Source organism: Marinobacter sp., assembly GCF_041687235.1.
Taxonomy (GTDB): Bacteria; Pseudomonadota; Gammaproteobacteria; order Pseudomonadales; family Oleiphilaceae; genus Marinobacter.
This window is the reverse complement of record NZ_JAWLCH010000006.1, coordinates 77,482-103,579: the sequence shown is the minus strand read 5'-3', so window position 1 is coordinate 103,579 and position 26,098 is coordinate 77,482. Positions and strand designations below refer to the sequence as shown.

Annotated in this window: 19 protein-coding genes; 6 read left to right on the top strand and 13 right to left on the bottom strand. The window is 57.6% G+C overall.

Features of this window, described 5'->3' with window-relative positions; translation table 11 throughout:
• Window positions 1-5 precede the first annotated feature (5 nt).
• Complete coding sequence (locus tag ACESMK_RS10440; RefSeq protein WP_372997963.1) at window positions 6-1,040, bottom strand: DUF58 domain-containing protein; 1,035 nt, start codon at window positions 1,038-1,040, stop codon at window positions 6-8.
• Window positions 1,041-1,228: 188 nt separating this feature from the next.
• On the opposite strand from ACESMK_RS10440, the gene ACESMK_RS10435 reads away from it, so the two are divergent.
• Window positions 1,229-1,846 (top strand): hypothetical protein, encoded by a 618-nt coding sequence (locus ACESMK_RS10435; RefSeq protein WP_372997961.1) that lies wholly within the window; start codon window positions 1,229-1,231, stop codon window positions 1,844-1,846.
• 134 nt (window positions 1,847-1,980) lie between these two features.
• Here the strand turns inward: ACESMK_RS10435 and ACESMK_RS10430 are convergent, their stop codons facing one another.
• On the bottom strand, window positions 1,981-2,817 hold the full coding sequence (locus ACESMK_RS10430; protein ID WP_372997959.1) for a DUF6160 family protein: 837 nt from the start codon (window positions 2,815-2,817) through the stop codon (window positions 1,981-1,983).
• A 160-nt stretch (window positions 2,818-2,977) separates the two neighbouring features.
• Complete coding sequence (locus ACESMK_RS10425) at window positions 2,978-3,532, bottom strand: hypothetical protein (RefSeq protein WP_372997957.1); 555 nt, start codon at window positions 3,530-3,532, stop codon at window positions 2,978-2,980.
• Between the two features lie 223 nt (window positions 3,533-3,755).
• Between ACESMK_RS10425 and pabB the strand changes: the two genes are divergently transcribed.
• Window positions 3,756-5,111, top strand: coding sequence for an aminodeoxychorismate synthase component I (gene pabB, locus ACESMK_RS10420; protein WP_372997955.1), 1,356 nt, complete (start codon window positions 3,756-3,758; stop codon window positions 5,109-5,111).
• A 68-nt stretch (window positions 5,112-5,179) separates the two neighbouring features.
• Here the strand turns inward: pabB and thrH are convergent, their stop codons facing one another.
• Window positions 5,180-5,794: a bifunctional phosphoserine phosphatase/homoserine phosphotransferase ThrH gene (gene thrH / locus ACESMK_RS10415; RefSeq protein WP_372997953.1), complete on the bottom strand. Its 615-nt coding sequence runs from the start codon at window positions 5,792-5,794 to the stop codon at window positions 5,180-5,182.
• Between the two features lie 213 nt (window positions 5,795-6,007).
• Here thrH and ACESMK_RS10410 point away from each other — a divergent pair, with 213 nt between their 5' ends.
• Window positions 6,008-6,748 carry a phosphoadenylyl-sulfate reductase gene (locus ACESMK_RS10410; protein WP_372998289.1) on the top strand — a complete coding sequence of 247 codons (741 nt, stop codon included), beginning with the start codon at window positions 6,008-6,010 and terminating at the stop codon, window positions 6,746-6,748.
• A 27-nt stretch (window positions 6,749-6,775) separates the two neighbouring features.
• On the opposite strand, the gene cysB is transcribed toward ACESMK_RS10410, so the two are convergent.
• Complete coding sequence (cysB, locus tag ACESMK_RS10405) at window positions 6,776-7,753, bottom strand: HTH-type transcriptional regulator CysB (protein WP_372997951.1); 978 nt, start codon at window positions 7,751-7,753, stop codon at window positions 6,776-6,778.
• A 232-nt stretch (window positions 7,754-7,985) separates the two neighbouring features.
• On the opposite strand from cysB, the gene ACESMK_RS10400 reads away from it, so the two are divergent.
• Window positions 7,986-10,706 (top strand): LuxR C-terminal-related transcriptional regulator, encoded by a 2,721-nt coding sequence (locus ACESMK_RS10400; RefSeq protein WP_372997949.1) that lies wholly within the window; start codon window positions 7,986-7,988, stop codon window positions 10,704-10,706.
• Window positions 10,707-10,976: 270 nt separating this feature from the next.
• Here ACESMK_RS10400 and dinG read toward each other — a convergent pair whose 3' ends face one another.
• The 5 genes from dinG to ACESMK_RS10375 are packed head-to-tail and all read right to left on the bottom strand — an operon-like array spanning window position 10,977 to window position 17,907.
• Window positions 10,977-13,181 (bottom strand): ATP-dependent DNA helicase DinG, encoded by a 2,205-nt coding sequence (gene dinG / locus ACESMK_RS10395; RefSeq protein WP_372997947.1) that lies wholly within the window; start codon window positions 13,179-13,181, stop codon window positions 10,977-10,979.
• Window positions 13,181-13,909 carry a general secretion pathway protein GspB gene (locus tag ACESMK_RS10390; protein WP_372997945.1) on the bottom strand — a complete coding sequence of 243 codons (729 nt, stop codon included), beginning with the start codon at window positions 13,907-13,909 and terminating at the stop codon, window positions 13,181-13,183. Before ACESMK_RS10390 ends, dinG begins: the two co-directional genes overlap by 1 nt.
• Window positions 13,910-13,911: 2 nt before the next feature.
• Entirely contained in the window at window positions 13,912-15,600 is a 1,689-nt protein-coding gene (locus ACESMK_RS10385; RefSeq protein WP_372997943.1) for an ExeA family protein, read from the bottom strand.
• 1 nt (window position 15,601) lies between these two features.
• A complete protein-coding gene (locus ACESMK_RS10380) occupies window positions 15,602-17,089 on the bottom strand; it encodes a DUF3336 domain-containing protein (RefSeq protein WP_372997941.1) in 1,488 nt (495 codons plus the stop codon).
• A gap of 29 nt (window positions 17,090-17,118) precedes the next feature.
• A complete protein-coding gene (locus ACESMK_RS10375; RefSeq protein WP_372997939.1) occupies window positions 17,119-17,907 on the bottom strand; it encodes a VacJ family lipoprotein in 789 nt (262 codons plus the stop codon).
• 90 nt (window positions 17,908-17,997) lie between these two features.
• On the opposite strand from ACESMK_RS10375, the gene ACESMK_RS10370 reads away from it, so the two are divergent.
• On the top strand, window positions 17,998-18,405 hold the full coding sequence (locus tag ACESMK_RS10370) for an acyl-CoA thioesterase (RefSeq protein WP_372998285.1): 408 nt from the start codon (window positions 17,998-18,000) through the stop codon (window positions 18,403-18,405).
• Window positions 18,406-18,417: 12 nt separating this feature from the next.
• On the opposite strand, the gene ACESMK_RS10365 is transcribed toward ACESMK_RS10370, so the two are convergent.
• The 3 genes from ACESMK_RS10365 to ACESMK_RS10355 all read right to left on the bottom strand — a co-directional run bounded on the left by ACESMK_RS10365 (window position 18,418) and on the right by ACESMK_RS10355 (window position 25,408).
• Window positions 18,418-19,539, bottom strand: coding sequence for a beta-ketoacyl-ACP synthase III (locus tag ACESMK_RS10365; protein WP_372997937.1), 1,122 nt, complete (start codon window positions 19,537-19,539; stop codon window positions 18,418-18,420).
• Between the two features lie 133 nt (window positions 19,540-19,672).
• Window positions 19,673-23,608: an ATP-dependent RNA helicase HrpA gene (hrpA, locus tag ACESMK_RS10360; protein WP_372997935.1), complete on the bottom strand. Its 3,936-nt coding sequence runs from the start codon at window positions 23,606-23,608 to the stop codon at window positions 19,673-19,675.
• Between the two features lie 123 nt (window positions 23,609-23,731).
• Window positions 23,732-25,408, bottom strand: coding sequence for a long-chain fatty acid--CoA ligase (locus ACESMK_RS10355; RefSeq protein WP_372997933.1), 1,677 nt, complete (start codon window positions 25,406-25,408; stop codon window positions 23,732-23,734).
• A gap of 188 nt (window positions 25,409-25,596) precedes the next feature.
• On the opposite strand from ACESMK_RS10355, the gene ACESMK_RS10350 reads away from it, so the two are divergent.
• Window positions 25,597-26,082 (top strand): MaoC/PaaZ C-terminal domain-containing protein, encoded by a 486-nt coding sequence (locus ACESMK_RS10350; protein WP_372997931.1) that lies wholly within the window; start codon window positions 25,597-25,599, stop codon window positions 26,080-26,082.
• The last annotated feature ends 16 nt before the right edge of the window (window positions 26,083-26,098 follow it).

The following is a 26,098-nucleotide window of genomic DNA, read 5'->3' as shown; positions in this document are numbered from 1 at the left end:
AAAACTCAAACCCGACCCTCCGCCATAATGCGTGATGTTTCACCTGCCGGTTTTTTTCGGGTCCCATGGGCTTGTGCAGTGGTATCCCGAGGGCGTTCCTCTCCCCAGGTTGCCAATACCCTGAGGCATCTCGCCACGTGGGCAGGGCCGGAATCCGGTTCGATGACCTGTCCCGGAAGATTCAGCCCAAACCGCTCGCCGGTTCTGCCCCGTTCGTTCACGAGAAATGCCAGATAGCTCAACCGCAATTCATGGTCTGCTCCCGGGTAAGCGTTGAAATCCAGCCAGTAGGGACTGCCTTGTTCACCCTCCCAGTCTGCCACAACCATTTGTCCGGTTCGGGCGAACCGCTTCCAAAGCACCCGCTGACTTAAATCCCCCTCCCGCCAGGGCCGGATATCCGCGTGGTCATTGCCCTCAACGGACCTTGCCTCCGCCGACTCCTCGCCATCCTCGACGGTGCTGAATGCCTCCGGCGCGGGGATTGGCCTGGGAAATACGACGCCTGCCGACACAGGTCGAATCCACGACCAGGCTTTGAGAAGCCCGAACGGAAACCGGGTTTCAATGCGAACCTGCTCGGGGCGCAAATACCCGCGATGCGCCGAATGAACAGGCAGGCTGACATCCTGAGCCTGGCCCGAATGAACGTGCACCGGTGCATGAGCCGAATCCTCACACGAAAGCACGATGGCAATTGCATCATCCCGGCCAGCCGTCAGACGAAACCGAAAAGGAATGTCATCTCCTGCAAACCCCTCCCCCGGCTGAACGAGTGTCAACGCAAGGCCCGAAAGATTGCGGTGGGTCTGGTGCATAGCTCCGACAAACACGGCGCCCAGCAGAAACGTGCTCAGATAAATCAGGCTGTTCTGATAATTGATGCCGGTTAGCAACATGATGACGAGCAGGAGCCCGAACACAACGCCAGCACCGGTCGGCAGTATAAAGATGTTTTTCTGGCTGAAGGACTGGAGATCCGACCGTGGAATTCGTCGGTTGATCCAGCGCAGCCATCGGTTTCTGAACAGTTTTCTCATAGTGTCAGTGAGGCCACGCAATGCTAAAAAAGTTCATGGTATTCGATCATGATTTTCCCCTGATTGTTAACAGTACCTGAAATTTGCGAATTCTGATCACAATCGCGGATATTGCCGCTTGAATTCCTGTCCTACAAACCGAATACTCGACTCAGGGAGCGTGCTTTCAAACGACAAGGGGCCTTATCATGAAACGCCAACACCTGCTCACCACCGCCATCAGCGGCCTGGTTGTTGCTATACCCGCCTTTGGTGGCGTTCAGACCATGACCTCCGATGAAATGGTCGAAACCTACGTTAAGGATTCGGCCGTTATTGTTGTGCCCAAAGAGCGCCAGAAAACCGAAGCTGACCGGCAGAGGATTATCCGCTCCCTGACAATCTCACCCGGCGAACCGGTTCTGACCGAATCCGAAGAGGAAGCTTACCGGGATGCGCTGCAGCGTTATAGGGATGAAGGCAGAACAGACGCCCTGGAAAGTGCGGAAGAAGAATTCCTTCGGCGGGCCCTGCTCCTCCCGCAGGAAGAACTTGCTCGCGCCCAGCCGCCTGCAGAATTCACTCCCACCCTGCCACCACTGATTTTCGGACAGCAGGCCCAGATTCCCGAAGAGCCCTTCACCCAGACATTCCTGAACGATCAGTTGGGCATTGGCTTTGACGGCCAGAACCTGAACTTCAGCATCGGCAATCCGCCCGGGATAGATCGGATAGAGGTGCCACAGGCGATTAATGAAGGGCCAATTACCCTGACGCCAAGGCCTGGTGGCGGGTTTGATCTTTCGATCGCGGTGCCGGATCAGTAGCGTAGCGTTGACCGCCCGGATCTGAAAACGGCAGCCAACCCAGGCTGCCGTTTTTATTGGGCCACTGCTTTCTCAGGCCAACAAAAAACGCCCCGCAAAGCGGGGCGTTTCACCAACTTTGGTATCAGGTCAGATTAATGACCATAGACCTTCATGTTGGTGTTGGTCACGGCGAGGTTATCCATCTGGAAGGAACCAATGGAGGCGCCACCGATCTCAACTGCACCTACAATGATGTCAGCCTGGAAATCTGGAATAGAAATCTCAAGGGCATCGTTACCAGTCGCAGCAGAGGTACCTTTACCTACGGTGATCGTAGCCAAGGCATACGCATTAGCAAAGGTTGACGGGTCAGTAGGATCAACACCGGCGCCACCTGTTTCCAGGAAGTTCGCACCCATTACTCGCATATCCCGGATGTTAACGCCAAGGAAGTCTACGTCCATGTCCATTTGCGTGACGTTAAAGCCAACGTTCATGATCAGGTCATCTGTAGCTGTATCAACACGGATGTTCAACTGAGCCAGCCCACCTTCGATGCCGATATTGCTGGCAAGAAGAGTGCTATCGCCGCTGCCGTCCGTCGCGTGCAATGACGCAGAACCCACACCAACTGCGTAGTCGATGGGAGCACCGGAAATGCTGTGAACGTCGATGTATGCGTCACCATCCGCTTCGACATCGATATCAATCAACAGATCATCCAGCTTTCCGGATACGCCTGTCACGTTGTTATCGCCGTCACGCTCAACAGAGCCGCCACCAATGTAGATGTCGTTCACTGAGAGGTAACCTTCGTCGGTGTAGCGGAACTCACCGATGCTTACTTCAGTTTCCAGTTCAATGGTTACACCAGACTGGCCGGTCACGTTGCCCATGGCACTGTCATCCAGTGCTTTCAGGTCAGCGTGGGCTGCAAACGGAGCTGCAGCAACGGCAGTTGCCAGTGCAAGTTTCTTCAGGCCTTTCATAACGTTCTCCTTTACGGAACAAATTGTTGTTATTTCCATACATGCAGACTGTTTGGTTTACTTTTGTATCTGCACAGCTACAGAGTACGTCAGAGGTAACAAAATGTTCCGTGACCACCTTCACAGTAACCAATAATTAGATTGTCCGACATGAAAGTGGTTATTCAGCAGCTTCTTCATCAACCTTGATGTTGAATATCTGTTTCTTCATATCCACAACGACCTGTTCGCCATACGTTGCTTTTCCGTCCTTGATCGTGAATGGAACCAACTGGGCCAGAGTCGGCCCGAAGATATGCTCCATCTCGACCACCAGAACCTTCTCGGCATTGGCCTCCTTGTTGGGGTTATCCGCGGTGTAGAAGATGGCGGTTGCCCCGATCTTGCCCTTCTTGACCAGCGCAACGAGAGAACGGCGGAGTACCTCGAGGGCCATCTCGGCTGGCATTTCCTCCGCCTGTTTGATCCGGATAGCCTTTACCTTGTCACCGGTATCCGTCACAACCGCAAACGGCTTTACGCCACCGGAAACCACGATTCGATCCGAGAGATTCTCAACGCCTTTCTCGTACATCCGCTCAAACTGCTTCTGAATCATCTGCTTCACTTCCTTGTCAGTCCGCTCATTGTCCTGGGCCGAAACGAAACCAGGAATAACCAAAAGAACTGCAAAAAAGGCGAGGACACTTATCACATCGTGCTTTAGCTTGATCATGGACAAACTCCGCTCTTTCCGTAAACACTCCCGCGGGCACTGACCCAGCGAGCATTGAATTGTTTTAAGTTTAAGGGTGACGGCCAAACTCGGTTAGAATAACCCTAGGCTTCTCCCATGGGCGTTCGACTGGAACTGCCTTTCATTAGATCAGTGGCCCAACAAACCCTACAACGCCCGTTTTGTGTGCTGTTTATCATTTCTCGAAGATTCCGGAGGAACCTTGAACCCGGCAACCATGCGTGAACTAAACCGGGAGGCGTACCAGCGCCTGCTCGCCCATGCCTGCCGGGAAAAGGACTTTGCCTACATCGGTAGCGTTGGTCCTGGTCCTTCGAGAGGCAGCTGCAGCGGGTTTTCCGCACGGGCCCTTGAAGTCAAAACAGTCTGGCATCCGGTCCAGCCAGACTTCTGCACTGACGATCTTGCCCGGGATATGGAGAAACGGGTCAGTCAGTATCAGATAGAAACCGCTTCCAGCCCTCAATGCCTCTCTGGCGGCTGGCTGGGCTTTCTGAGCTATGAACTGGGGTATGTGAAGGAGAAGCGGCTCGCGGCGCTGTGCCCACCACTGACGCCACCCCTGCTGTTCACAGGTTTTTACCTTTGGACAGCCAGCCACAACCGCCGAACCGGCCAGTACTGGTTGTGGGTTCATCCGGAATGCCCCGGCGAAATCCGTAACACCATTGAACAGTGGCTCCGTACAGGACCAGGCGGCGTGGCATGCCGCTGGCGGATGAACGCAAACTTTCTGCCCCGGCAAACTCCGGAGGCATTCAAGGAAAGTGTCAGATCGATACGCGGGTACATTGACGCGGGCGATTGCTACCAGGCGAACCTTTCCCAGGAGTTTTCCGGACAGTACTCTGGTGAGCCCTGGCTGGCGTTTCAGGCCCTGGCTGAAGCAAACCCCACGCCCTACAGTGGTTTTATCCGGGCCGGCAACGCCTCCATATTATCAGTCTCTCCCGAGCGTTTTCTCGAAATACACGATCGCACCGTAACCACCAGTCCCATCAAGGGCACACGGCCAAGGGGAGGCACTCCGGAAGCCGATTCAGCCTATGCCACGGAACTGGAGGGATCGGAAAAGGATCTCGCTGAGAACCTGATGATCGTTGACCTGCTTCGCAACGACCTGAGCCTGAACGCCAGAACCGGCACCGTAACAGTGGACAAGCTCTTTGCCCTGGAGTCCTACCGCAACGTGCACCATCTCGTGAGCCACATCCGCGCCGAACTGGCGGACGGCGTCACGCCCATGAAAGCCCTGTTTGACGCCTTCCCGGGCGGCTCAATCACCGGCGCACCCAAGATACGCGCAATGGAAATCATCCGGGAGCTGGAGCCCCACTGGCGAGGCCCCTATTGCGGCTCGATTTTCTATCGCGGGCTGGATGGCACACTGGACAGCAACATTGCCATCCGCACCATGCTGTGCGACGGCAAGGGGACCATTCGTTGCTGGGGCGGTGGCGGTATTGTTGCGGATTCAGATCCCGAGGCCGAGTATCAGGAAACTCTGGCGAAGGTCGGGCCTTTGATGCGCTTTCTGGAAGGTTTGGTTATTGAGTAAACTTTAGGCCACGCGAATACGGGGTCAGAAGAAGGCTTTGTTCTGACCCCGTATTCGGAGTTCTCGAATCAGGCGCTGTGAATCGCACTCGCCTTGAGAAACTCCTGCTTCAGGTCCTCAAAGTTATGTACCGCCGGGAACTGAGGGAACTCGTCAATCACGTTCTGCGGCGCGTGGAACAGGATCCCGGCTTCGGCCTGGCCCAGCATGGTGGTGTCGTTGTAGGAATCTCCGGCAGCGATCACCCGATAGTTCAGCAGCTGGAACGCCCTGACTGACTGGCGTTTCGGATCACGCTGGCGCAGGAGGTAGTTGGTGATCTGACCGTCTTCCGCCACCTCCAGCTTGTGGCAAAGCAAGGCCGGGTATCCCAGTTTCTTCATCAGGGGCATGGCGAATTCGTAGAAGGTGTCGGACAGAATCACCACCTGGAAACGCTCGCGCAACCAGTCCAGGAACTCCCGGGCACCGGGAAGCGGGTCCAGCTCGCCGATCACTTCCTGGATCTGGGGCAGCCCATACCCGTGCTGGTCCAGCAACTTGAGACGCTGCTTCATCAGCACATCGTAGTCCGGAATGTCGCGGGTAGTCGCCTTGAGCTCTTCAATACCGGTTTTTTCGGCGAACGCGATCCAGATTTCCGGGATCAATACTCCTTCCAGGTCAAGGCATGCCAGTTCCACAACGATCTCCTGTTTGATTGGTAGTGGGCAACAGAGGTCTTTCCGCCTGCCGCTCTTCGGAGCGTATGATAAGAAAAACCGGGCAGGATTGCATCGACGAAGTGTAAACCCATGTTTTTACCTGAGGAATAACCATATAGATCGTCATTCCTTCAGGCTATGAGGCATTTAATGATAGCCTTTTCGCTAAGTTAGATCCTTTCGCACATCCAGATAAGGCAATCCCGGGCCATGACCGATATACAAACCCTGCGGGAAGAGCTCGAAGGCCAGAGCCCCCGTTCGATTCTCAAGACCGCCCTGAAACAGTACGACAACATTGCGATCTCTTTCAGTGGCGCAGAAGACGTTGTGCTGATAGAAATGGCGCACAAGCTCACCGATAACCTGAAAGTCTTCACCCTCGATACAGGCCGCCTGCATCCGGAGACCTACGAGTTTGTGGAGCAGGTGCGCAAGCACTACGGCATCGAGATCGAGGTTCTCTTTCCGGATGCCGGCGAGGTCCAGGATCTGGTGAACAGGAAGGGCCTTTTCAGCTTCTATGAGGACGGCCACAGCGAGTGCTGCGGCATTCGAAAGGTCAACCCCCTGCGCCGCAAGCTGGCAAAGGTTGACGCCTGGATTACCGGGCAGCGCAAAGACCAGAGCCCGGGCACCCGCAACGATGTGCCGGTTGTCCAGGTGGACACCGCCTTCTCGACGGACGATAAGACATTGGTGAAGTTCAATCCGCTCGCGAACTGGACCTCAAAAGAAGTTTGGGATTACATCCGGATGACCGAGGCACCTTATAACGAGCTGCATGAGAACGGGTTCGTGAGCATCGGCTGTCAGCCGTGCACCCGCCCTGTCCTGCCAGGACAGCATGAGCGCGAAGGTCGTTGGTGGTGGGAAGAAGCCACCCAGAAAGAGTGCGGTCTTCACGCCGGGAACCTGATCGCCCGGGAATAACCCGGGCGCATTCTGCGCGTTCACCGTTCAGTGAGTTGGCAGTTCAACATCCCTGAACAGTTCTTCGATTTCAGATCGGCTGCCCTGGTGGGAAACCGCCTCGTCTACCGTTTCCCTGGTGAGGTGGGGCGCAAAGCGGTGAATGAAGTCATACATGTAGCCCCTCAGGAAAGTCCCCTTTCGAAAACCGAGTCGTGTCACGCTGGGGCGGAACAGTTTGCGGGCATCGAGGGCAACGAGATCAGTGTCGGTTTTGGGATCGAATGCCATACTGGCAATGATTCCAACGCCCAGACCCAGCCTCACGTATGTCTTGATCACGTCTGCGTCCGCCGCAGTGAAGACCACCTTGGGTGTGAGCCCCTGGGACTGGAACGCCTCGTCAAGTTTTGAGCGACCGGTAAAGCCAAACACGTAGGTGACCAGCGGGTATTCCGCCAGCTCAGGTAGCGTCAGCTCCGGCAGTTTGGCCAGGGGATGATCCTTTGGCACGATGACGCTCCGGTTCCATTTGTAGCAAGGCATCATGATCAGATCGTTGAACAGCTCCATGCCTTCGGTCGCAATAGCAAAGTCTACCGCCCCGCTGGCCGCCATTTCGGAGATCTGCATCGGCGTACCCTGGTGCATATGCAGGGATACATCCGGATACTCCTCAATGAAACCGCTGATAATCGGAGGCAGCGCATAACGGGCCTGGGTGTGAGTGGTGGCAATACTCAGATCGCCCTTGCGCTGGTTGCTGAACTCCTGGGCAATCTTCTTGATGCCTTCAACCCGCCGCAGGATCTCCCCTGCCTCCCGAATGATGATTTCACCACCCGGTGTAATACGGGTAAGGTGCTTGCCGCTGCGGGCAAACACTTCCAGCCCCAGCTCATCTTCCAGCAGACGAATCTGCTTGGAAATCCCGGGCTGAGACGTAAACAGGCTTTGAGCGGTTGCTGACACATTCAGATCGTGATGCGCAACTTCCCAGATATAGCGCAACTGTTGTAGTTTCATTGAATCTGCTGCTCCCTGGCGATCGAAGGATCTTGACGAAGATTACGCATAAAAATACAGGTTTTCATTCTTTTTTAATATAGGCAACTTCTTTCACACAGTTTAGACCAAAATTGCATTTACGCAGCCTCTGATAAAACTCCTTGAGGGTTAAAGTAGTGCCATGTCCCTTGACTTGGCTGATACAAAGGACACAATTCCTTCTCAATACACTCCAGCGTTCAGGGAATCCATGCTGCTCACCACCAAGTTTCTCAGGCCAACGTCAGACTCGCGGGCAGTCAAGCGAGAGCGGCTGAGCAAACTGCTTGAGCCCGAAGCACCAAGGCGGCTGAATCTGGTGATAGCGCCGGCCGGGTTCGGAAAAACCACGCTGGTGGCTCAGTGGTGCTCACGGTCGTCTTCCCCGACAGCCTGGCTTTCGCTGGATGAACATGATGATGAGCCAAGGCGGTTCTGGCAGTACGTTATCGGAGCCTTTGAGCAGGCCGGGCTGTCCGGCGCAGCCGACCTGCGCAAACAACTGGCCCAGGAAACCGATGAAGCCTTCACCGAAGCCATTACCGGCCTGATCAACACCCTGGCACACGACGGCAGTCCATGGTCGCTGGTGCTGGACGATTTCCACTTCATCGGGAACCCGGCCATCCACAGGCAGTTCGCCTATTTCATCGATTATCTGCCACCGGGTGTCCTGATAACCCTGGCATCCAGAACCGAACCACCGTTGCCCCTGGCTCGCTGGCGGGTCCGCCGCTGGATTCAGGACATCCACCCCGGCCTGCTGGCTTTTTCCGAGGAGGAGTGCCGACAGTTTTTCCATGGCACCATGGGCCTGGACCTCGCCGATGAGGATGTTCGGGCTATCTGCCGAAAAACCGAAGGCTGGGTGGCCGCCATGCAGCTTTCGGCGCTCTCGGGGACCGACGCTGCCAAAAGCAAAAACCAGATAGATCTGGACGAACGCCATATCAGCGATTATGTCCTGAGTGAGGTGCTCGACCAGCAGCCGCCTCATCTGGCGGATTTCCTGCTCGAGACCGCCTGTTGTCCGCGACTCTGCGCATCACTCTGTGACTCGATCCGTGGAACCGATGACAGCCAGGAAGTGCTGGAAACGCTCCTGGGCCAGAACCTGTTCCTCATCCCTCTGGATACCCGGAACGAGTGGTTTCGGTATCACGACCTTTTCCGGGATGCGCTGCTGCTCCGGATCAGTCATACCCAACCCGAAAGAGCAATGCGACTCTGGCAAAGCACCGTAGACTGGTTATTGGCCCACGGTCACGTCCAGGAAGCCATCGCCCAGATTGTCCGCCAGGAAGACTGGCAGCGGCTGGCCCGGGTGCTCGCCGAACATGGCAATAACCTGATCCACGGTGGCTATCACCTGCCTGTTCTTGACTGGCTTGAAGCACTCCCGAAAGAGCTTGTAACCGACAACCCGCAGCTTCAGATGCTCCGGATCTGGGGGCTGTTCTTCGCTAACCGGGTGGATACCATCGAGCCCCTGCTGACCGCACTGGAAGATCTCCTGGACCGGCATGTGGCAGATTCGCACCCGGATGCCGAGGGTGCCCTCGGGCTGCAAAGCGAGATTTCGCTCATGCGCTCATACCTGGCGCGCACCCGAAGCGACGACAAGAGTGCCGCCGACCTCACAAGGCAAGTACTCAGGGAAATAGACCACACCCGCATCCCGTTAAAGTCGGTTACCTATTACGGCCTGGGGCTGGATTATTATGGCAGGGGCGAACTTGCCGAAGCGGAGGATGCCCTCCAATCGGCGGTCCGTTACGGGCAGGTCGAACAAAAACCCAGTACCGTTCTCTCCAGCGGCGGTCTGCTGGCCTGGATTCAGTATAACCGGGGCGACATCGACCTGGCCCTGGATACCTGCACCGAGATCCGACAGTGGGTGGATCGCCACTACGCAGATCCAAGCCAGCCGAGGCTGATCTCCTGCTGGCAGAACAGCACCCTCTGTGAAATCTACCGGGAACGCAATCACCCCGAGCTGGCAGCCACCCACCTTCAGCCCCTGCTGGAACATGTCGAGAGGGGCACCGAACCGGGCCAGCACGTCATCATTCAGCATGTGCGTGGCCACCTTGCCTTCAGCCAGGGGAAACTGGATGAAGCGATCGAAGCCCTGGAAGACGCCTCCCAGACTGGCCGCAAGCGCCGGGAACAGATCGTCTTCGAACCGCCCGCCAGTACCGCCCTGCTGGCCCGATGCTATCTGGCCGCCGGACATCCGGAAAAAGCCCGTGCCAGCCTGGATTCCCGGGCCGATTCCGAATTCACTAACCCGCTTCACCTTGAGCAGAACCGGATCAGCGAAGCCCGCGTGATGGTGGCACTGGATCAGCCCGACCGGGCCCAGGAGATACTCAGCGCTCTGCTTCAGCCGGCAGAACGCAACGCCCACAACCGACATTTGGTGGAGATACTGCTGGTTTATGGCGAAGCACTGTCGAGACAGGACAGAAAAGACGAGTCCGAGCAGATGTTGACCCGGGCGGTAGACCTGGCCGCCGAGGCCGGATTCATGCGCCTTTTTGCGGAAGAGGGCCCGGATCTTCGCTCGCTGTTGCTGGATCTGCCCGCGCTGAATGCGCCCGGCAGCTGGAATGCCAGCGTGCGTGAAATTCTGCGTGATGAAGAAGCCGCGGGGCAACCGTCCGCGAAAAGTGACCGACCGGACGCTGCCGTTAAGCCCCGCCAGCCGCCGAAAACAACTGAAACACTGCCAGAAGCACTAAGCCTGCGAGAGCTGGAAGTACTTGAGCTGATCCATGAGGGCCATGCCAACAAGGAAATTGCCTCAAGGATGGAGGTCGCACCAGCCACCGTGAAGGCCCACATCCGAAACCTCTATGGCAAGCTGGGTGTTGGCCGCAGAACCGAGGCACTGGCCCGGGCCCGGGAGCTCGGGCTATTGGAAAGCTGACGGCTTGCCACCGCACAATGCGACGCCCGTCACATTTCTCGGCAACAATCTGAGCCCGCTACGCCCTTTGGACGATCCGAATACGCCCCCTACTCCCCTACTATTATCCCAACGGTGAGGGAGACCTCACCAGGAATTCTGAAACTTCAGGCCTTCAGATTTCTTGTTCCGCGTTGTTTCGACGCCCGGGTTCGAAAGAACCCCTTTTGATGAGAGCCACCCCGTTCGGGCTGGCTCTTTTTTTATGCCTGAGCAAATGACCGGGATCGATCAGCGTTCGATGATTCGACGAAATGGCGGCAAGGCATCCAGCAGAAGTTGTCCATAGCGCCGGGCAATGATCCGGCGATCCAGAATGGTCACCCTGCCAGTGTCCTGCTCGGTCCGGAGCAACCGGCCGACCGCCTGAACCAGTTTGATTGACGCATCCGGAACGGTAATTTCCATGAAAGGATTACCGCCACGCTGGGTCACCCACTCTGCCAGGCTCGCTTCAATGGGGTCGTCCGGAACAGAGAACGGCAGACGGGTAATCACAACGTGGTGCAGGTACTTGCCCGGCAAATCGATGCCCTCGGCGAAACTGGCCACGCCAAACAGGACACTGGGCCGGCCCTCATCTACCCGGCTGCAATGCTGGCGAAGCACCTCACCCTTGGCCATATCGTCCTGGGTAATAATCAGGTCCGGATAATCAGGGGCAAGAGCGTCCCGCACCTGCTGCATCTGGCGTCGGGAAGTGAACAATACCAGTGTCGCTTTCTCGCCGGCCCAGAGGTCCGGCAACCGTTTAACAAGCTCATCAGCAAAGCCGTCATCCGTCGGCATGGCGGACATCGCCGGCACCTCAACGGTCGCCATCTCGCCATAGCGGAATGAGCTGGGAACAACCAGGAAGCGGCTGCCCTGCGGTAATCCCGCGCGGGCATTCAGGCGATCAAACCGGCCCAGGGCGGTCAGGGTGGCACTGGTGAGCACGGCGCCGTAGGCACGGGACCAGAGCCGGGAGTACAGCAGGTTGTCCGCTAGCACCGGCGAACTGTATAGCGTAATGTCTTCCGCATGGTCCCAGCGCTGACGCACTGCCCAGCGGGCCGGTGGCGGGCTTTTCTGCACTGGCGGCCTGGCTTCCTTCTCTTCACCCGCTTCAGAATCCGCTTCTGACTCGCTGGCCGGTTTTGCATTGCCCTGCTCGCACCACGCGGTCCAGAGTCTCAACTGGTCCTCGGCCCTTGCATGGAAAGAACCAATCACCGGGTACCAGGCTTCTGCGGTTTCCCGGTCAATTTCATGCTCCTTGCGCTCGTCGAATGCTCCCTGCAGTTCGTCTGCCAGAACCCCAAGCTGGCGGACCATATTGGCGGTCGCAATGCGGCTCTCGGCTGAGAGGTCCGCCATGGCTTCCGGCAATTCTCCCTCCGGATAGCGCCATTGAGCCGTCCGGCGCTCCTCGTTGAACTCCCACCCGGTATTCTGTTCGGCTTCCTCGTACACCCGGTTCAGCACCAGATCGACTTCCCTTGAGGCAGAGCTGATGCGGTCCAGCGACTTCGCGGCCTGCGTCCCAGCCGCCAGGTACGGCTGCATTTTCACCAGCGCCTGGGAAAGCTGTTTCAGCCACTGGCGGGTGGCATTAAGCGGGAGCGATGCGGCAAAGTGGTTCAGCGCCTTGTCCGGAAGATGATGAGCCTCATCGAAAATGTAGAGGGCATTCTCCGGCTCCGGCAAAATCGCCCCGCCGCCCAAGGCCAGATCCGCCAGCACCAGGTCGTGGTTGGCAACCACAATATCGGCATCGTCCAGGTCTTTACGGGCATCGAAAAACGCGCAACTGTCGAAATAGCTGCAGTGACGGTTGGTGCACTGGCGATGGTCCGTTGTCACCTGGCGCCAGACGTCATCCGGAATCTGCTCTGGCCAGTGGTCCCGGTCACCGTCCCATTCACGGGAGCCGTAACTGGCCAGCATCTCCTCGAAGAACGCGCGGGTGCCGGGCTCTTCCGATTTGGGACCGTCCAGCAGGAACAGGGGCATGGTGTCGCTGTCGGTATTCCCTTCATCATGCAACCGTGCTTCCAGTCTGGACATACACAAATAGCGTCCCCGACCCTTGGCCAGCGTCCAGTTGAAGTCCATCTTGCTGTGTTTTTTCAGGTCCGGAAGGTCCTTGAGGACGATCTGATCCTGCAGTGCCACAGTGGCGGTGGAGATCACGAGGGTTTTTCCCAGGGCTTTTGCCACCGGTATGGCGGCGATGAGGTAGGCCAGGGTCTTACCTGTCCCCGTGCCCGCCTCCACAACGCAGGCCGCCGCCGGGGAGGTTCGCTGGCCATCGTTCTCAGTGATATCGCCCATGTACTTTGCAATTTCGGCAATCATCAGCCGCTGGCCGTAGCGCGCGCGGATGTCCTTGCCGGCCAGCACGTCCCGATACCCCTGCTGGATCTGCTGCTTGATATCTTCAGTCAGTGCCATCAGCGGGGGCTCACCCAATCCCGGACGACACCCACCCGGAAACGACGGCCATCTCGGCTCAAGACCACGCCGTCCTCGGTGATGTCCTCCACACGCAGGCCCTCAAAAGTGTCGCCCACACGCAGGTAGGCGTTGTTGATCATCACCCGGCGCGATCCCGGCGACGAGGAGTAGATATGGCTGTTAAACGTCAAATCCGGAACACTCTTCTGGAATGAAAGCGGCAACTCTACCAGATGGGGCACCCTGCCTGCCTGCTCCTGATTGGTCATTGCTATCGCAGTTTCGGGGATTGCGGATGATGGCACGATGACCGTCGCCCGCTCCCGCCGCTCCGGCACCGGACGCTCCGATACAATCGGCGGAACCGTTGAATCGGCAAGGACTGGCTCCGAGGTTGCCCCTGATTCATCGACAGGATCCTCCGGCACCGCTTCTGGCTCCGTCACCGGCACCACCCGTGGGGGCTCGGCAGCCTCCTCAACTCTATCCGCTGTAGCCGGCTGCTCGGGCTGACCACCTGAAGCCCATGGAAACGGTTTGCCGGGCCAGAACAGAAAGGCCAGTACTCCGGCGTTGAGCACCAATGCCAGGGCCACCCAAACCGCTGGCGACACGCGCTTTTTCTTTGGGCGGTGAATCAGCTGCACCTGCTGGCCGAGGTCCGGAACCCGGCCCTGGCGTCGTTCGGTCTCGGATTTCCGCAATGCGTCAAGAATGTACGACATGATTACTCTCGACCTTCCGGCTGCCGGGGTTTCAGGCGAGGGATGGAAGCTTCCAGATCGTTGTTGATCTGGATGACCGTCATTGCACCGGCAATACCATCGACAGTGAGCCCTCGCAAAGACTGATACCACCGAACCTGTTCTTGGGCGTCCATACGTTTTATTCGGTCACTCTCTGCCCGGGACCCACCGTACTGGTCCGCCAGATCCATCATTCGGGCACCAATCCAGAGTTGCTCGCCGCCACCATTGCTGTAAAAACCATCGCCCGTGAGATATTCCGGCAACCGCCACAATACCCGGTATTCACCGAACCAGTGGCGCTCGATGCTGGCGAAGGACACTGTCTGATTACCGGTTGGCAGAGCAATCTGCGCTGAATCGCCTTCCAGCTGGCGCAGGACAACAAACCCCTGGTTTCCGGACTCATCCTGAAGCTGCAGCATGGCCGGGCGATCGAGAAACTCCAGGCTTCGGCGGCTGCCCTGGCGATTCAGGCACCCCAGGCCGTTTTCCCTGGCCCAGTCGCAGGCCACCGGGGCGTCCGAAGGTTGATAATCCCGCCCCCAGATCCCGAACAGCAACTGAAAGGCCTGGACCGAATCCAGAAGCTGGGCCGGAACGTCCAGCTCTTTGCGCGGCTCCGGTTCAGCGGGCAGGAGGTCTTGCTCAACGGCAGCCTGATCAATTTGCAGTGCCTCAACCCGCTCTATCGCTCCCTGAACGGGTTCGACCGAAGAAGACTCAGCGAGCGCAGCACCATCGGGCAACCAGCGATCGAACAGCCAGGCGGTTCCGATTATGGCAACCAGCACCGAGGCTGCAACGACCAGATACTGTGACTTGTCCGGCGCCTGGCCCGACCTGGAGGGTGCCGGTCCCAGGGATTGACCCCGTACCTCCCTGGCTGCATGGCGAACATGGTCTGCGGTAATGTCATGCTCTCCCTCTGCGTAAGCCCCCAGCAGTGCCCGGTCGCTGATCAGATTGATCAGGCGGGGAATGCCCTGGCTTTCCCGGTAGAGTCGGCTCACCGCCCGCTGGGTGAAAATATCGCCCCGCATGCCGGCAACGCTGAGCCGGTAGCGAAGGTAAGCCGGCAGCTCGTCCCGGCCGATGGCATCGAGATGGTAGCGCGCGGTCACCCGCTGGTTCAGTTGGCGCAGCTCCGGGAGCGCGAGCATTTCCTGCAACTCCGGCTGACCGAGGAGAACAATCTGAAGCAGTTTTTTCTCGGCGGTCTCCAGGTTCGTGAGGAGCCGCAGCTGCTCCAGTACCTCGGCGGACAGATTCTGGGCCTCGTCGATCATCAGAACCTTATGGCGCCCGGCCGCATGGGCGCTGAGCAGATCCTGATTGATCAGGTCCACCAGTTCCTTGATGGTTGCGCTGATCTCGTGGGGTATTTCCAGTTCGTCGCAAATGGACGATAGCAATTCCCGGGCAGAGAGCCTTGGATTCAGGATCAGCGCAATGTCGACATTGTCCGGTGCATTTTCGATAAAGCAGCGGGACACGGTCGTTTTACCGGTTCCCACCTCTCCGGTAATAACAATGAAGCCGCCCTGCCCCTGGACACCGTACATAAGGTGCGCCAATGCTTCCTTGTGGCGGTCACTGAGATACAGATAACGGGGGTCAGGGGCAATGGAAAACGGCGGTTCGCGAAAGCCGAAAAAGTCATAATACATATCAGGACGTACCGGAATCCGCGTTGCTGATCAGCCTGAGCTCGGCGGTGCGACGGTTCTGTTGCTTCAGCCGTCGCACACACCGCTCCAGGGTCTTCGAGATACGGGCGTGGGAACGGATCATGGAGACCTTGGGCCAGGTAGCCCGCTCGCCGGCCAGAATCATCTGGCGTACGTAGGCGGGATCAGGATTGGCCAGCATCCTGCGATAGTCTTTGAATGAGTATGTGGGAGCGATGGTCACGTCTCCGGAGTAACGCTGGGCCATAATGGTGTACAACTGACCTGACATTTGCCGCAATAGTTCCGGCCTGACCCGCTTTCGCAGGTAATCGAACACACCCTGGCCGTGGAACTGAATCTCCGATTTCAGCAAATGCATGGGCAGGTTGCCAAGGGAGAGCTTTTCATCCCGGCCCCTCTGGTTCAGGAACGGCACGACATGGGGGTTGGTCTGACTCACGATGGTGAAGTTCACATCGTACAGGTGCATCAGGCGCTCAATGGGCAGATCACTCACAACCGAGCCGTCCACAAACTTGAGCCGCGGCATGTACGGCAACGTGTTGCCCTGAATGTCTTTCTTCATCAGGGTAACAGGCGGAAAGATACCGGGTACCGCGGCACTGGCAAGAACAGCACTCCAGACCATCAGGTAGGGCGAGGTGTACCCGCACAGCAGGCGCGCTTTCTGGTGGGCCTGTACCGGAGACACACTCACGTTGATCGAGCGGCCTGTGCGCTGATAGGCCTCTTCAAAGGTATATTCGCCGATATTGCCGCGCAGGCAGTTGCGTAATTCTTCCTGGTCCATGAGACCGTCTCCGCGAACGGCACTGAGCAGGCCACGCCACTTCCAGGCTTTCAGATTGTGGTTTTCCGGCACCAGCATTTCCGGGATCTCAGCGTCCGTGTGCACACCCAGAATACCCGCAATAATAGCCCCGATGCTGGAACCAGCGATCACCTGGGGCAGCAGCCCTTTTTCCCACAGGGCCTTGATCACCCCGAAATGGAACATGCCGAGGGTCGCACCGCCACTGAGCAGTAATGTCGGCCGGCCATAACTTGTCAGGGTGTCCCGGAAGAACTGGAGCTTGTCGGCTACGGGAAAACCCGGTACCGGCTGATCGCAAAGAAAATCCAACGCTTCGCACACCTGGGTGATGTATTCCTCAATCAGGTGCTTGGTGCCCACCCGCGACCGGGTATAAAGCGCCGGATTTCCCATATTGCCCAGATCATGATGCAGCCCTTCCCGCAGTGCGCGCTTGAGACGCTCAACATCATTTTGCTGGCGATACTGCTTGAGATTGCTCAGACGGTCATAAATCAATTCGTAGTGATAGAGATCGGAGGCGAAGTCCTCTTTCCACTCGGCATTGCCCTCCAGAAAATCCAGTTCCAGGGCCGCCGCCTTCCACACTTCGTAGTTCGGCGCCTCGGCCAGCATCTTCCGGAATTTGGTTATTCTTGGATCCTTGAGCACCGCTGACCTCCTATCAAACCGGGTGACACTCAGAAATCATCCAGCATCAGATCTTCATCTTCACCACTGGCAAACGGGTCGTCGACCACCTTTCCGTCATTGATCAGAAATTCCCGACGTTGCAGGAAAGCGTTGCGGACAAACACATAGCTGTCCCCGGATATAAAAGCTTCGGCCGGAATCAGGTCCGCTCTTTTATCGACAACCTGCAGTGCCCGGGCGTAATAGACTTCCGGACTGTCTACTTCATCCCAGGCTGAAGGCAGTGCAAAGCCGTCAGTGACGAACCCGGTAAAATGCCTGGGTGTGGAGGGGCCGAGGAAAGGCAGCATGAGATAGGGGCCGGACTCTGCGCCCCAGTACCCCAGAGTCTGACCAAAATCTTCCGGCCGTTCCGGCAGGTCGAAAGCGGTCGCCACGTCGATAAGGCCGCCCAGACCGAACGTCGTGTTATAGGTGAAACGCCCCACGGCAACGACGGCGGACTCCCCTTTCAACTGCAACACGCTGTTGGTGAAATTACGGAGTTCGGTCAGATTGTTGAAAAAGTTGGTAATGCCACGGTCAACAATTTGTGGGGTAAAGGTCCGATAGGCCTGGGCCACCGGTTTCAGGAACCAGCGATCGATGGTCTCGTTAAAGGTGTAGACCTTGCGATTCCAGTTTTCCCAGGGATCCTTGGTATCAACCGGGACGGAGCCCTCCGGAGCGGGTTCCTGCACGTTCTGCGCGACGACCTGGCCCGCAGGCACAAACGCAGCCAGGGAAAGCATCATGACCAGTGGTAAAAGCCGGCGCCGGATAAAAAGTTGTCTCATCGTCTGCTCTTGGGTTGTTTAATTCGTTTCAATTCGTCGAGAATACCGGCGCTATTTTTTTATTATTTAACCGTTGTTCCGGAGAAACCGATTTCAGTACCGGGAAATCTTGTAAGCACAATCACCATGCCACTCCGGTGGGGGGACATGGATGCCTACGGCCACGCCAATAACACAGTGTACTTCCGTTTCTTCGAGGAAGCGCGCATTGTCTGGCTGGCCTCACTGGAGCTCGGCGGTCCTGAGGAGCCGACCGGCCCGGTTATTATAAAGACCAGTGCCACCTTTCTAAAGGAATTGAACCACCCGGCAACGGTTGAGGTGAAAACATACGCTGACAAAGCGGGCAACACCAGCCTCGACACCTATCATTTGCTGACAGATGTCGAAACCGGCGCCGTCTATGCGGAAGGCTATGCAAAAATCGTCTGGTTCGATCGGGCAACCCGGTCATCGGCTCCGCTGCCAGACACCCTCAGGGCACTGGCAACGAAGTAAACCCTGCGTTGGCTATCGGCGGCGCACAACCACGCTGCCGATGGAATAACCCGCGCCAAACGAACAGATCACCCCCAGATCACCGCTTGCCAGATCATCCTTGTGCTTGTGGAACGCGATAATCGAACCGGCGGAACTGGTGTTGGCGTATTCATCCAGAATCACCGGCGCCTCCTCCTCGGTGGCATCGCGACCCAGCACCTTGCGGGCAATCAGCTGGTTCATGTTCAGGTTGGCCTGGTGCAGCCACATGCGACGGAGATCGTCCGGGGCCAGCGACAGGCTCTGGAGTTGTTTCTGGATGGTCTCCGCAACCAGTGGGGAGACTTCCTTGAACACCTTGCGACCCTGCTGCACAAATAGTTTGTCCGGTTTTCCGATGCCAGACTCGTCAGCCCGGTTCAGGAAGCCGAAATTGTTCCGGATGTTGTTCGAGAATTTGGTCTTCAGGCTGGTGCCGAGAATCTCGAACCCCTGGCCTTCCCGGGCGTCTTCTTCCCGCTCAACCAGGATGGCCGTGCAGGCATCTCCGAAGATGAAGTGGCTGTCCCGGTCCCGGAAGTTCAGATGGCCGGAACAGATTTCCGGGCTGACTACCAGAACGGAACGGGCGCTGCCATTCTCAACGGAATTGACGGCCGCCTGGAGCCCAAACGTCGCCGAGCTGCAGGCCACGTTCATATCGTAGGCAAACCCGTCGATTCCGAGGGCTTCCTGGACTTCGATGGATACCGCCGGGTAGGCCCGCTGCAAATTCGAGCAGGCGACAATAACGGCATCAACATCCTGTGCCGTCTTGCCCGCCTGTTGCAGGGCTTCACGACAGGCTGCAACCGCCATGTCGCATTGCACCGAGGGCTCGTCGTTGCTGCGTTCCGGGATATAGGGTTTCATCCGTTCAGGATCGAGAATGCCATCCTTGTCGATCACATGGCGGCGCTTGATGCCGGAGGCTTTCTCGATAAACGAAGAAGAAGATGGCTGCAGCGGAGCCACATCGCCTCGGGCGATGGCGTCTGCGTGCTCCGCATTGAACAGTTCAACATACTGGTTAAAGGCTTCCACCAGTTCGTCATTATCGATGGTTGCTGGCGGTGTGTAGAGACCGGTCCCGCTAATAACGGCTTTAATCACGCTAACCCCACGTCATGATTGTGAAAACAGGATGTCATGAATGACCTACTGTCAGAAATACTAACACAGTCTCGGTGTTTTGCCCGCCAGCCATCAGTCAGCAGCACCGGATTGGTGCGGTCTCTACAGTCCTTCAGACGCGGGTTTTCTCCCACTGCCGGTCCAGCCGTTTCTCAGACACCGTCATCACCGTGCCCAGTTGTTGGGCAAAAAACGACACCCGGAACTCCTCCAGCATCCACCGGTAGAGCACCAGTTCAGGGTCCCGGACACCCTGACGCTTTTGTTCGTCCCGCTTGACCGCGTACCGGGACCAGAGCGGCTCGATGGTATGCAGAAACTCCCGTTCCCGCCCCATTTCCCGGGGCATCTTTTCCAGCCGGATCAGGGCCGCCTCAAAATAGCGCCCGAATTCCGCCAGCCACTCGGGTGGCGTTTCCACCAGAAATCCCGGATAAACCAGGTTCTGAAGCTGAAACTTGAGATCCGCCATGCTGTTGGCGAGCGCAAGATTAATCTTGCCCTTTAATTGTTTCGCCACTTTCTGGTAGCCGGACATGGCCTGATGCAGCCGCTCGTCTGCCTGCTCCAGGGCGGGAATAAAGTCACCCCGATGGGCGTCGAACACACGGTCAAATTCCTCTTCCGTTCTCGGGACACTCTCCGGAAGAAAGTGCTGCATGGCGGTCGCCAACAGAAGATCATCGAGCAACACCCTGGACTGCCCTACCGGCGCAAACATCAGGGCAGACTGCTTGAAATACGGCAGCTTTCGCTCCAGGTCGTCCAGTGTCCGGCCAAATCGGTTGAGAATCAGCCGGGCAATACCCTTCCGGGTGGTGTCTTCCGCCGTCAGCCGGTCCAGGCAGCGCAGCTGTCGCACATTCTTGCCAAGGTCTTCCAGCGCGGGATACACGGTGACCTGCATCCCGCCTTTTTCTGTCCGGACCTGCTCGGGCAGTGTTCCGAACTGCCAGTCAGGGTACTCGCCCACCGGCTCCTTCGCCGAATCATCGCTTGTTGCCGACGCCAACGCCTGTTCAGCCCGACCTTCAAGCTGGTGCTGCAGGTCTGTGGTTTCACGGCTTTCGGCAATGGTTCGACCGCCATCACCCATAACGCGCAGGTTCATCCGCAAATGCCGGGGCAGTTCCGATTCGGACCAGACCTCCGGATCAATTCGCACTCCGGTCATGCGCCTTAGCTGCTCCCCCAACTGAAGCGCCAACGGCTCGTTGGACGGTTGAAGATTCTCGAGCGCCGCGTCAACGAAATCGGGCACGGGAACGAAATTCCGGCGCAGCGCCTTGGGCAGGGATTTCACGAGGGCAATGCACTTCTCTCTCAGCAGGCCTGGCACCAGCCATTCCAGGCGACGGGCGGGAATCTGCTTGAGGGCCATCAGGGGAACCTGAAGCGTGACACCGTCTTTCTCACTGGTCGGCTCGAACTCATAGCTCAGAGGGTAACGGACGCCTTCCCACTCCAGATAGTCGGGATAGAGATCCGCAGCCTGGGCATCCACCGGGCGCTGGAGAATGTCCGCTTCGGTGAGTTCCAGCGCCTTCAACTGCTCCGCTGAGAGCCCCTTCCACCAGGTCTCGAAATGCCGGCCACTGATGATGTCCGCTGGCAGGCGTTCATCGTAGAACGCCACCAGTACTTCATCATCAACCAACAGGTCCCGCCGCCTGGTCTTCTTCTCAAGGTTTTCAACCGTGTCGAGCATCTCCCGGTTTCGGGCGATAAAGGGCGCTTTTGACCGGTAATCCCCCTCCACCAGCGCTCGCCGGGTAAACAGATTCCGACATTCCGCCGGATCCACCTTGGCGTAGGGAATGCGACGCTTGGCAACAATGTCCAGGCCGTAGAGCGTGACTTTCTCGTAGCCCATCACCTGGGCCCGCTTCTGCTCCCAGTGGGGCTCGAAATAGTGGTGTTTGACGATATGGCCGGCCAGGGGCTCGATCCATTCCGGCTGAATGGCGGCCACCACCCGGGCAAATACCCGGCTGGTTTCCACAATTTCGGTGGCAACAATCCACTTCGGGCCGGTTTTCGCCACTTTGGACCCGGGGAAAATCAGCACTTTCCGGCTCCGCGTTGCCAGGTACTCTTTCTTTTCCACTTTCACCGCTACCTGCCCCAGAAGACCGGCCAATATGGCCTTGTGCAGGGCTTCGTAACTGGCGGCATCCTTGTTGATGGTAAGCTTCTGCTCACGGCAGATCAGGGTCAGCTGGCGATGGATATCGCGCCATTCCCGCATTCGCATCCAGCTGAGGAAACTCTTCTGGCACACCTTCTTGAGCTGATTCTGGGACAGCTCCTGGCGCTGCTCTTCGTAGAAGTTCCAGACGTTCAGTAGAGTCAGGAAATCCGATTCCTTGTCATTGAAGGGCGCGTGGGCCTGATCCGCGGCCTGCTGTTTTTCCTGGGGCCGCTCCCGGGGGTCCTGAATACTCAGCCCGGCAATGATGACCAGGGTTTCCGACAGACTGCCGAGTTCAGCGGCGGTTACCAGCATCCTGGCCAGCCGCGGATCCAGGGGCAGCCGGGCCATGGTCCGACCAAGCCGGGTGACACGGCGCTTGTCATCCACCGCCCCCAGTTCTTCCAGGAGTTTGTAGCCGTCATTGACCTGGCGCTTGTCCGGCGCTTCAAGAAACGGAAACTGCCGGATTTCGCCAAGACCGGAGGTGGCCATCTGGAGGATGACGGACGCCAGGTTGGTGCGCAGAATTTCCGGATCGGTGTACTCCGGGCGGTTGATGAAATCGGTCTCATCGTACAACCGGAAACAGATGCCGGGCGCGACCCGGCCACAACGCCCTGCCCTCTGGTTGGCACTGGCCTGGGAAATGGGTTCCACCGGCAAACGCTGGATCTTCGAGCGCACACTGTAGCGGCTGATCCTGGCGACCCCGGTATCGATCACGTAACGGATACCCGGCACCGTCAGCGAGGTTTCCGCCACGTTTGTGGAGAGCACAATGCGCCGCCCCTTATGAGACTGGAACACCCGATTCTGCTCGGCATTGCTCAACCGGGAGTAAAGCGGCAGCACTTCGGTGTGCCGCAGGTCCACATGGCGCAACACCTTGCTCAGATTGCGGATCTCCCGCTCACCGGGCAGGAAAACCAGCACATCCCCGGGAGGCTGCTTCTCCCTGCGCTCGTGCTGTTCGATTTCGTCGAGGGCACCCAGCACACCGTCCGTCCAACCCTGATCGCGATCGTCTTCATCGCCGGTCAACGGCCGGTAACGGACATCCACCGGATAGGTCCGGCCACTCACCTCGATCACCGGTGCCTTGTCAAAGAACTCGCTGAACCGCTCCACTTCGATGGTGGCCGAAGTGATGATGACTTTGAGATCAGGGCGCTTGGGCAGCAGCTGGCGCAGGTAGCCGAGCAGGAAATCGATGTTGAGACTGCGCTCGTGGGCTTCATCGATGATGATCGTATCGTAGCGATCCAGAAACCGGTCGTGCTGAACCTCAGCCAGCAGGATCCCGTCGGTCATCACCTTGACCCGGGATTGCTCGGAGGTGTTGTCGGTAAAACGGACCTGGTACCCGATCTGCTGGCCGGTCTGTTCACCGATCTCCTCGGCAATGCGGGCCGCCACACTGCGTGCCGCGATGCGACGGGGCTGGGTATGTCCGATCAGGCCCCGGATACCCCGGCCGCTGTTCATGCAGATTTTCGGAATCTGCGTGGTTTTGCCGGAACCGGTTTCCCCGGCAATAATCACCACCTGGTGGTTTTCGATGGCCTCGCGGATATCGTCCACCCGCTCGGAAACCGGCAAACCCTCCGGGAAGCTGGCCGGCTTGTGCAGGGCGTGACGCTGCTGAACCTTCTCCAGCCCACGCTCAAGCCAGTTGGCCATCTTCTCCAGGTCCTTCTGGCCCGGCTTTCCTTTGGTACGGGCAACCGTTTTAACAATGCGGGCGGCTTCCTGCTGATTGCAGGCATCCAGCTGCTCCATCATGGCTTTGACGGCCGCTTCGCCATCTGGCTTCGGTGTCGGTTTGCTCGGAGTATCGGAACGGGTGTCTGTCATTGAATTGCCGGAATAGCGCTCACTCGGATTCGATTGGGCGACAGTCTATCGGGAAAGTCGGTTTCTTAAAAACGGAAAAACCCCGCCGAAGCAGGGTTTTCCTTGTTCAACTGCCAGACAGGCTTACTTGTTGTTTGCCTCGTCCCGCAGCTCCCGGCGCAGGATCTTGCCCACGTTGGTCTTGGGCAGTTCGTCCCGGAACTCAAACTTCTTGGGTACCTTGTAGGCGGTAAGCCGCTCGCGACAGAATTCCTTGAGCTCATTTTCGGTCACGCCTTCGGCCGTCGGCACCAGGAAAACCTTGACCGCCTCACCGCTCTTGGCATCGGGCACGCCAACGGCGGCACACTCGACCACCTTCGGATGGCTGCTCACCACATCTTCAATTTCGTTCGGGAACACGTTGAAGCCCGAGACGATGATCATGTCCTTCTTGCGATCGACGATGCGGATGTAGCCGTCTTCCTGGATCAACGCGATGTCGCCGGTACGCAGGTAACCGTCGTCGGTGAAGGATTTCTGGGTATCTTCCGGGCGCTGCCAGTAACCGCGCATCACCTGCGGCCCCTTCACGCACAGCTCACCAGGCTCGCCAAGGGGCGTCTCATTGCCCTCTTCATCCAGGGTTTTAACAACTGTGGACGGAATCGGCAGGCCGATGGTGCCGATCTGAATGGCGCTGTGGGGATTAAACGTCACCACCGGCGAGGTTTCAGTCATCCCAAAGCCTTCGCAGATCTCACAACCGGTCACGCGCTCCCACATCTTGGCAGTGTCGCTGGTCAGCGCCATACCACCGGACGAGGTCAGTTTCAGGGCGCTGAAGTCCAGATCCTGGAACTCTTCGTTGTTGCACAATGCAACAAACAGCGTATTCAGGCCGAGAAAGGCAGTGAACTTGTGGTTTTTCAGCTCTTTCACAAAGCCCGGAATATCCCGGGGATTCGGGATCAGCACGTTGTGGGCGCCGGCTTCGAGCATGATGCCGCAGTTCAGTGTGAAGGAATAAATGTGGTACAGCGGCAGCGGCGCAATCACCACTTCCTGACCCTCGATCACCATATCTTCCATCATCGGGCGGGTCTGAAGCAGGTTGGCCACCAGGTTGCCGTGGGTCAGCATGGCGCCCTTGGCCACCCCGGTGGTGCCGCCGGTGTACTGGAGCACAGCAATGTCGTCCTGCTTGCATTCAACCGGGGTAAACGTTTCACGGGCGCCCGCGCTCAGTACCGCCGGCAGTTTGTGGGCCTGAGGCAGATTAAATGGCGGCACCATCTTTTTGACATGCTTGACCACTGCGTTCATCAGCGTGCGCTTGATCGGCGAGTGCATGTCCGCAATTTCAGTAACAATCACATGCTCAATGCCGGTATGGGGCAGTACCTTCTCGGCGTTCTCCGCCATGTTGGCCAGCACCACCAGGGCTTTGGCGCCGGAATCGTTGAACTGGTGCTCCATTTCCCGCGTGGTATACAGCGGGTTGGTGTTCACCACAATCAGGCCAGCCCGCATGGCGCCAAACACAACAACCGGATACTGGCTGACGTTGGGCATCTGTACCGCAATACGATCACCGGGCTTCAGATCGGTCTTGTTCTGCAGCCAGGCGGCAAAGTTACGGCTCTGGGTGTCGAGGTCACGGTAAGTGAGAGTTGCGCCAACAGCACTGAATGCGGGACGGTCGGCAAACTTTTTGACCGACTGCTCGAACACATCCACCATGCTTTTGTACTTGTTCAGGTCCACCTCGCGGGGCACGCCGGCGGGGTATTTATCCTGATAGAACTGCTCAAAATCCATCACCATCTCCTGTTTGGCGCTTTTGATTGTAATGATTTACCGATGTCAGGTTGATCAGAAAATCAACCCTACAAAAGTATCAGCCTCAAAAAAGTGGGGAGAGAATAGCAGTTTTGTAACCGATGAGGTAGTTTTCGAGACTCTGACCCGAACACCTGTACTCAAATGTTAAATGTGCGGAGCACGCGATGAGCGATACCCTTGATACTCTAGAAAATATTACCTATGACGAGCTGAACGAGGGCGATACCGCCACTTTTACCCGGACGCTCTCAGAGGACGAACTGGTGCTGTTCGCCGCCGTATCCGGTGATGTAAACCCGGTACACCTGGACTCTGAATTTGCCGCCGGCTCCATGTTCAAGGAACGGATTGCCCACGGCATGTGGAGCGGCTCACTCATCTCGGCAGCGCTGGCAACGGTGATGCCTGGCCCCGGCACCATCTATCTGGAACAGAGCCTGTCCTTCAAACGCCCGGTGAAACTGGATGACACCCTCACCGTCAAACTGAAAGTCCTTCGAAAGGAACCGAAAGGCCGAGTGGTGGTTGAGTGCAACGTACGCAACCAGAACGATCAGCAAGTGGTTATCGGGGAAGCGAAGGTCATCGCGCCAACGGAAAAAGTGTCTTTGCACAAACCGAGACTGCCGAAAATCACGATCGAAAACTGAGCCAGTCGAATCGGGC

Coding starts and splice junctions, on each gene's coding strand:
- ACESMK_RS10440 (WP_372997963.1), bottom strand. CDS start 1,040: ATGAGAAAACTGTTCAGAAACCGATGGCTGCGCTGGATCAACCGACGA.
- ACESMK_RS10435 (WP_372997961.1), top strand. CDS start 1,229: ATGAAACGCCAACACCTGCTCACCACCGCCATCAGCGGCCTGGTTGTT.
- ACESMK_RS10430 (WP_372997959.1), bottom strand. CDS start 2,817: ATGAAAGGCCTGAAGAAACTTGCACTGGCAACTGCCGTTGCTGCAGCT.
- ACESMK_RS10425 (WP_372997957.1), bottom strand. CDS start 3,532: ATGATCAAGCTAAAGCACGATGTGATAAGTGTCCTCGCCTTTTTTGCA.
- cysB (WP_372997951.1), bottom strand. CDS start 7,753: ATGAAACTACAACAGTTGCGCTATATCTGGGAAGTTGCGCATCACGAT.
- ACESMK_RS10400 (WP_372997949.1), top strand. CDS start 7,986: ATGCTGCTCACCACCAAGTTTCTCAGGCCAACGTCAGACTCGCGGGCA.
- dinG (WP_372997947.1), bottom strand. CDS start 13,181: ATGGCACTGACTGAAGATATCAAGCAGCAGATCCAGCAGGGGTATCGG.
- ACESMK_RS10390 (WP_372997945.1), bottom strand. CDS start 13,909: ATGTCGTACATTCTTGACGCATTGCGGAAATCCGAGACCGAACGACGC.
- ACESMK_RS10385 (WP_372997943.1), bottom strand. CDS start 15,600: ATGTATTATGACTTTTTCGGCTTTCGCGAACCGCCGTTTTCCATTGCC.
- ACESMK_RS10375 (WP_372997939.1), bottom strand. CDS start 17,907: ATGAGACAACTTTTTATCCGGCGCCGGCTTTTACCACTGGTCATGATG.
- hrpA (WP_372997935.1), bottom strand. CDS start 23,608: ATGACAGACACCCGTTCCGATACTCCGAGCAAACCGACACCGAAGCCA.
- ACESMK_RS10355 (WP_372997933.1), bottom strand. CDS start 25,408: ATGGATTTTGAGCAGTTCTATCAGGATAAATACCCCGCCGGCGTGCCC.
- ACESMK_RS10350 (WP_372997931.1), top strand. CDS start 25,597: ATGAGCGATACCCTTGATACTCTAGAAAATATTACCTATGACGAGCTG.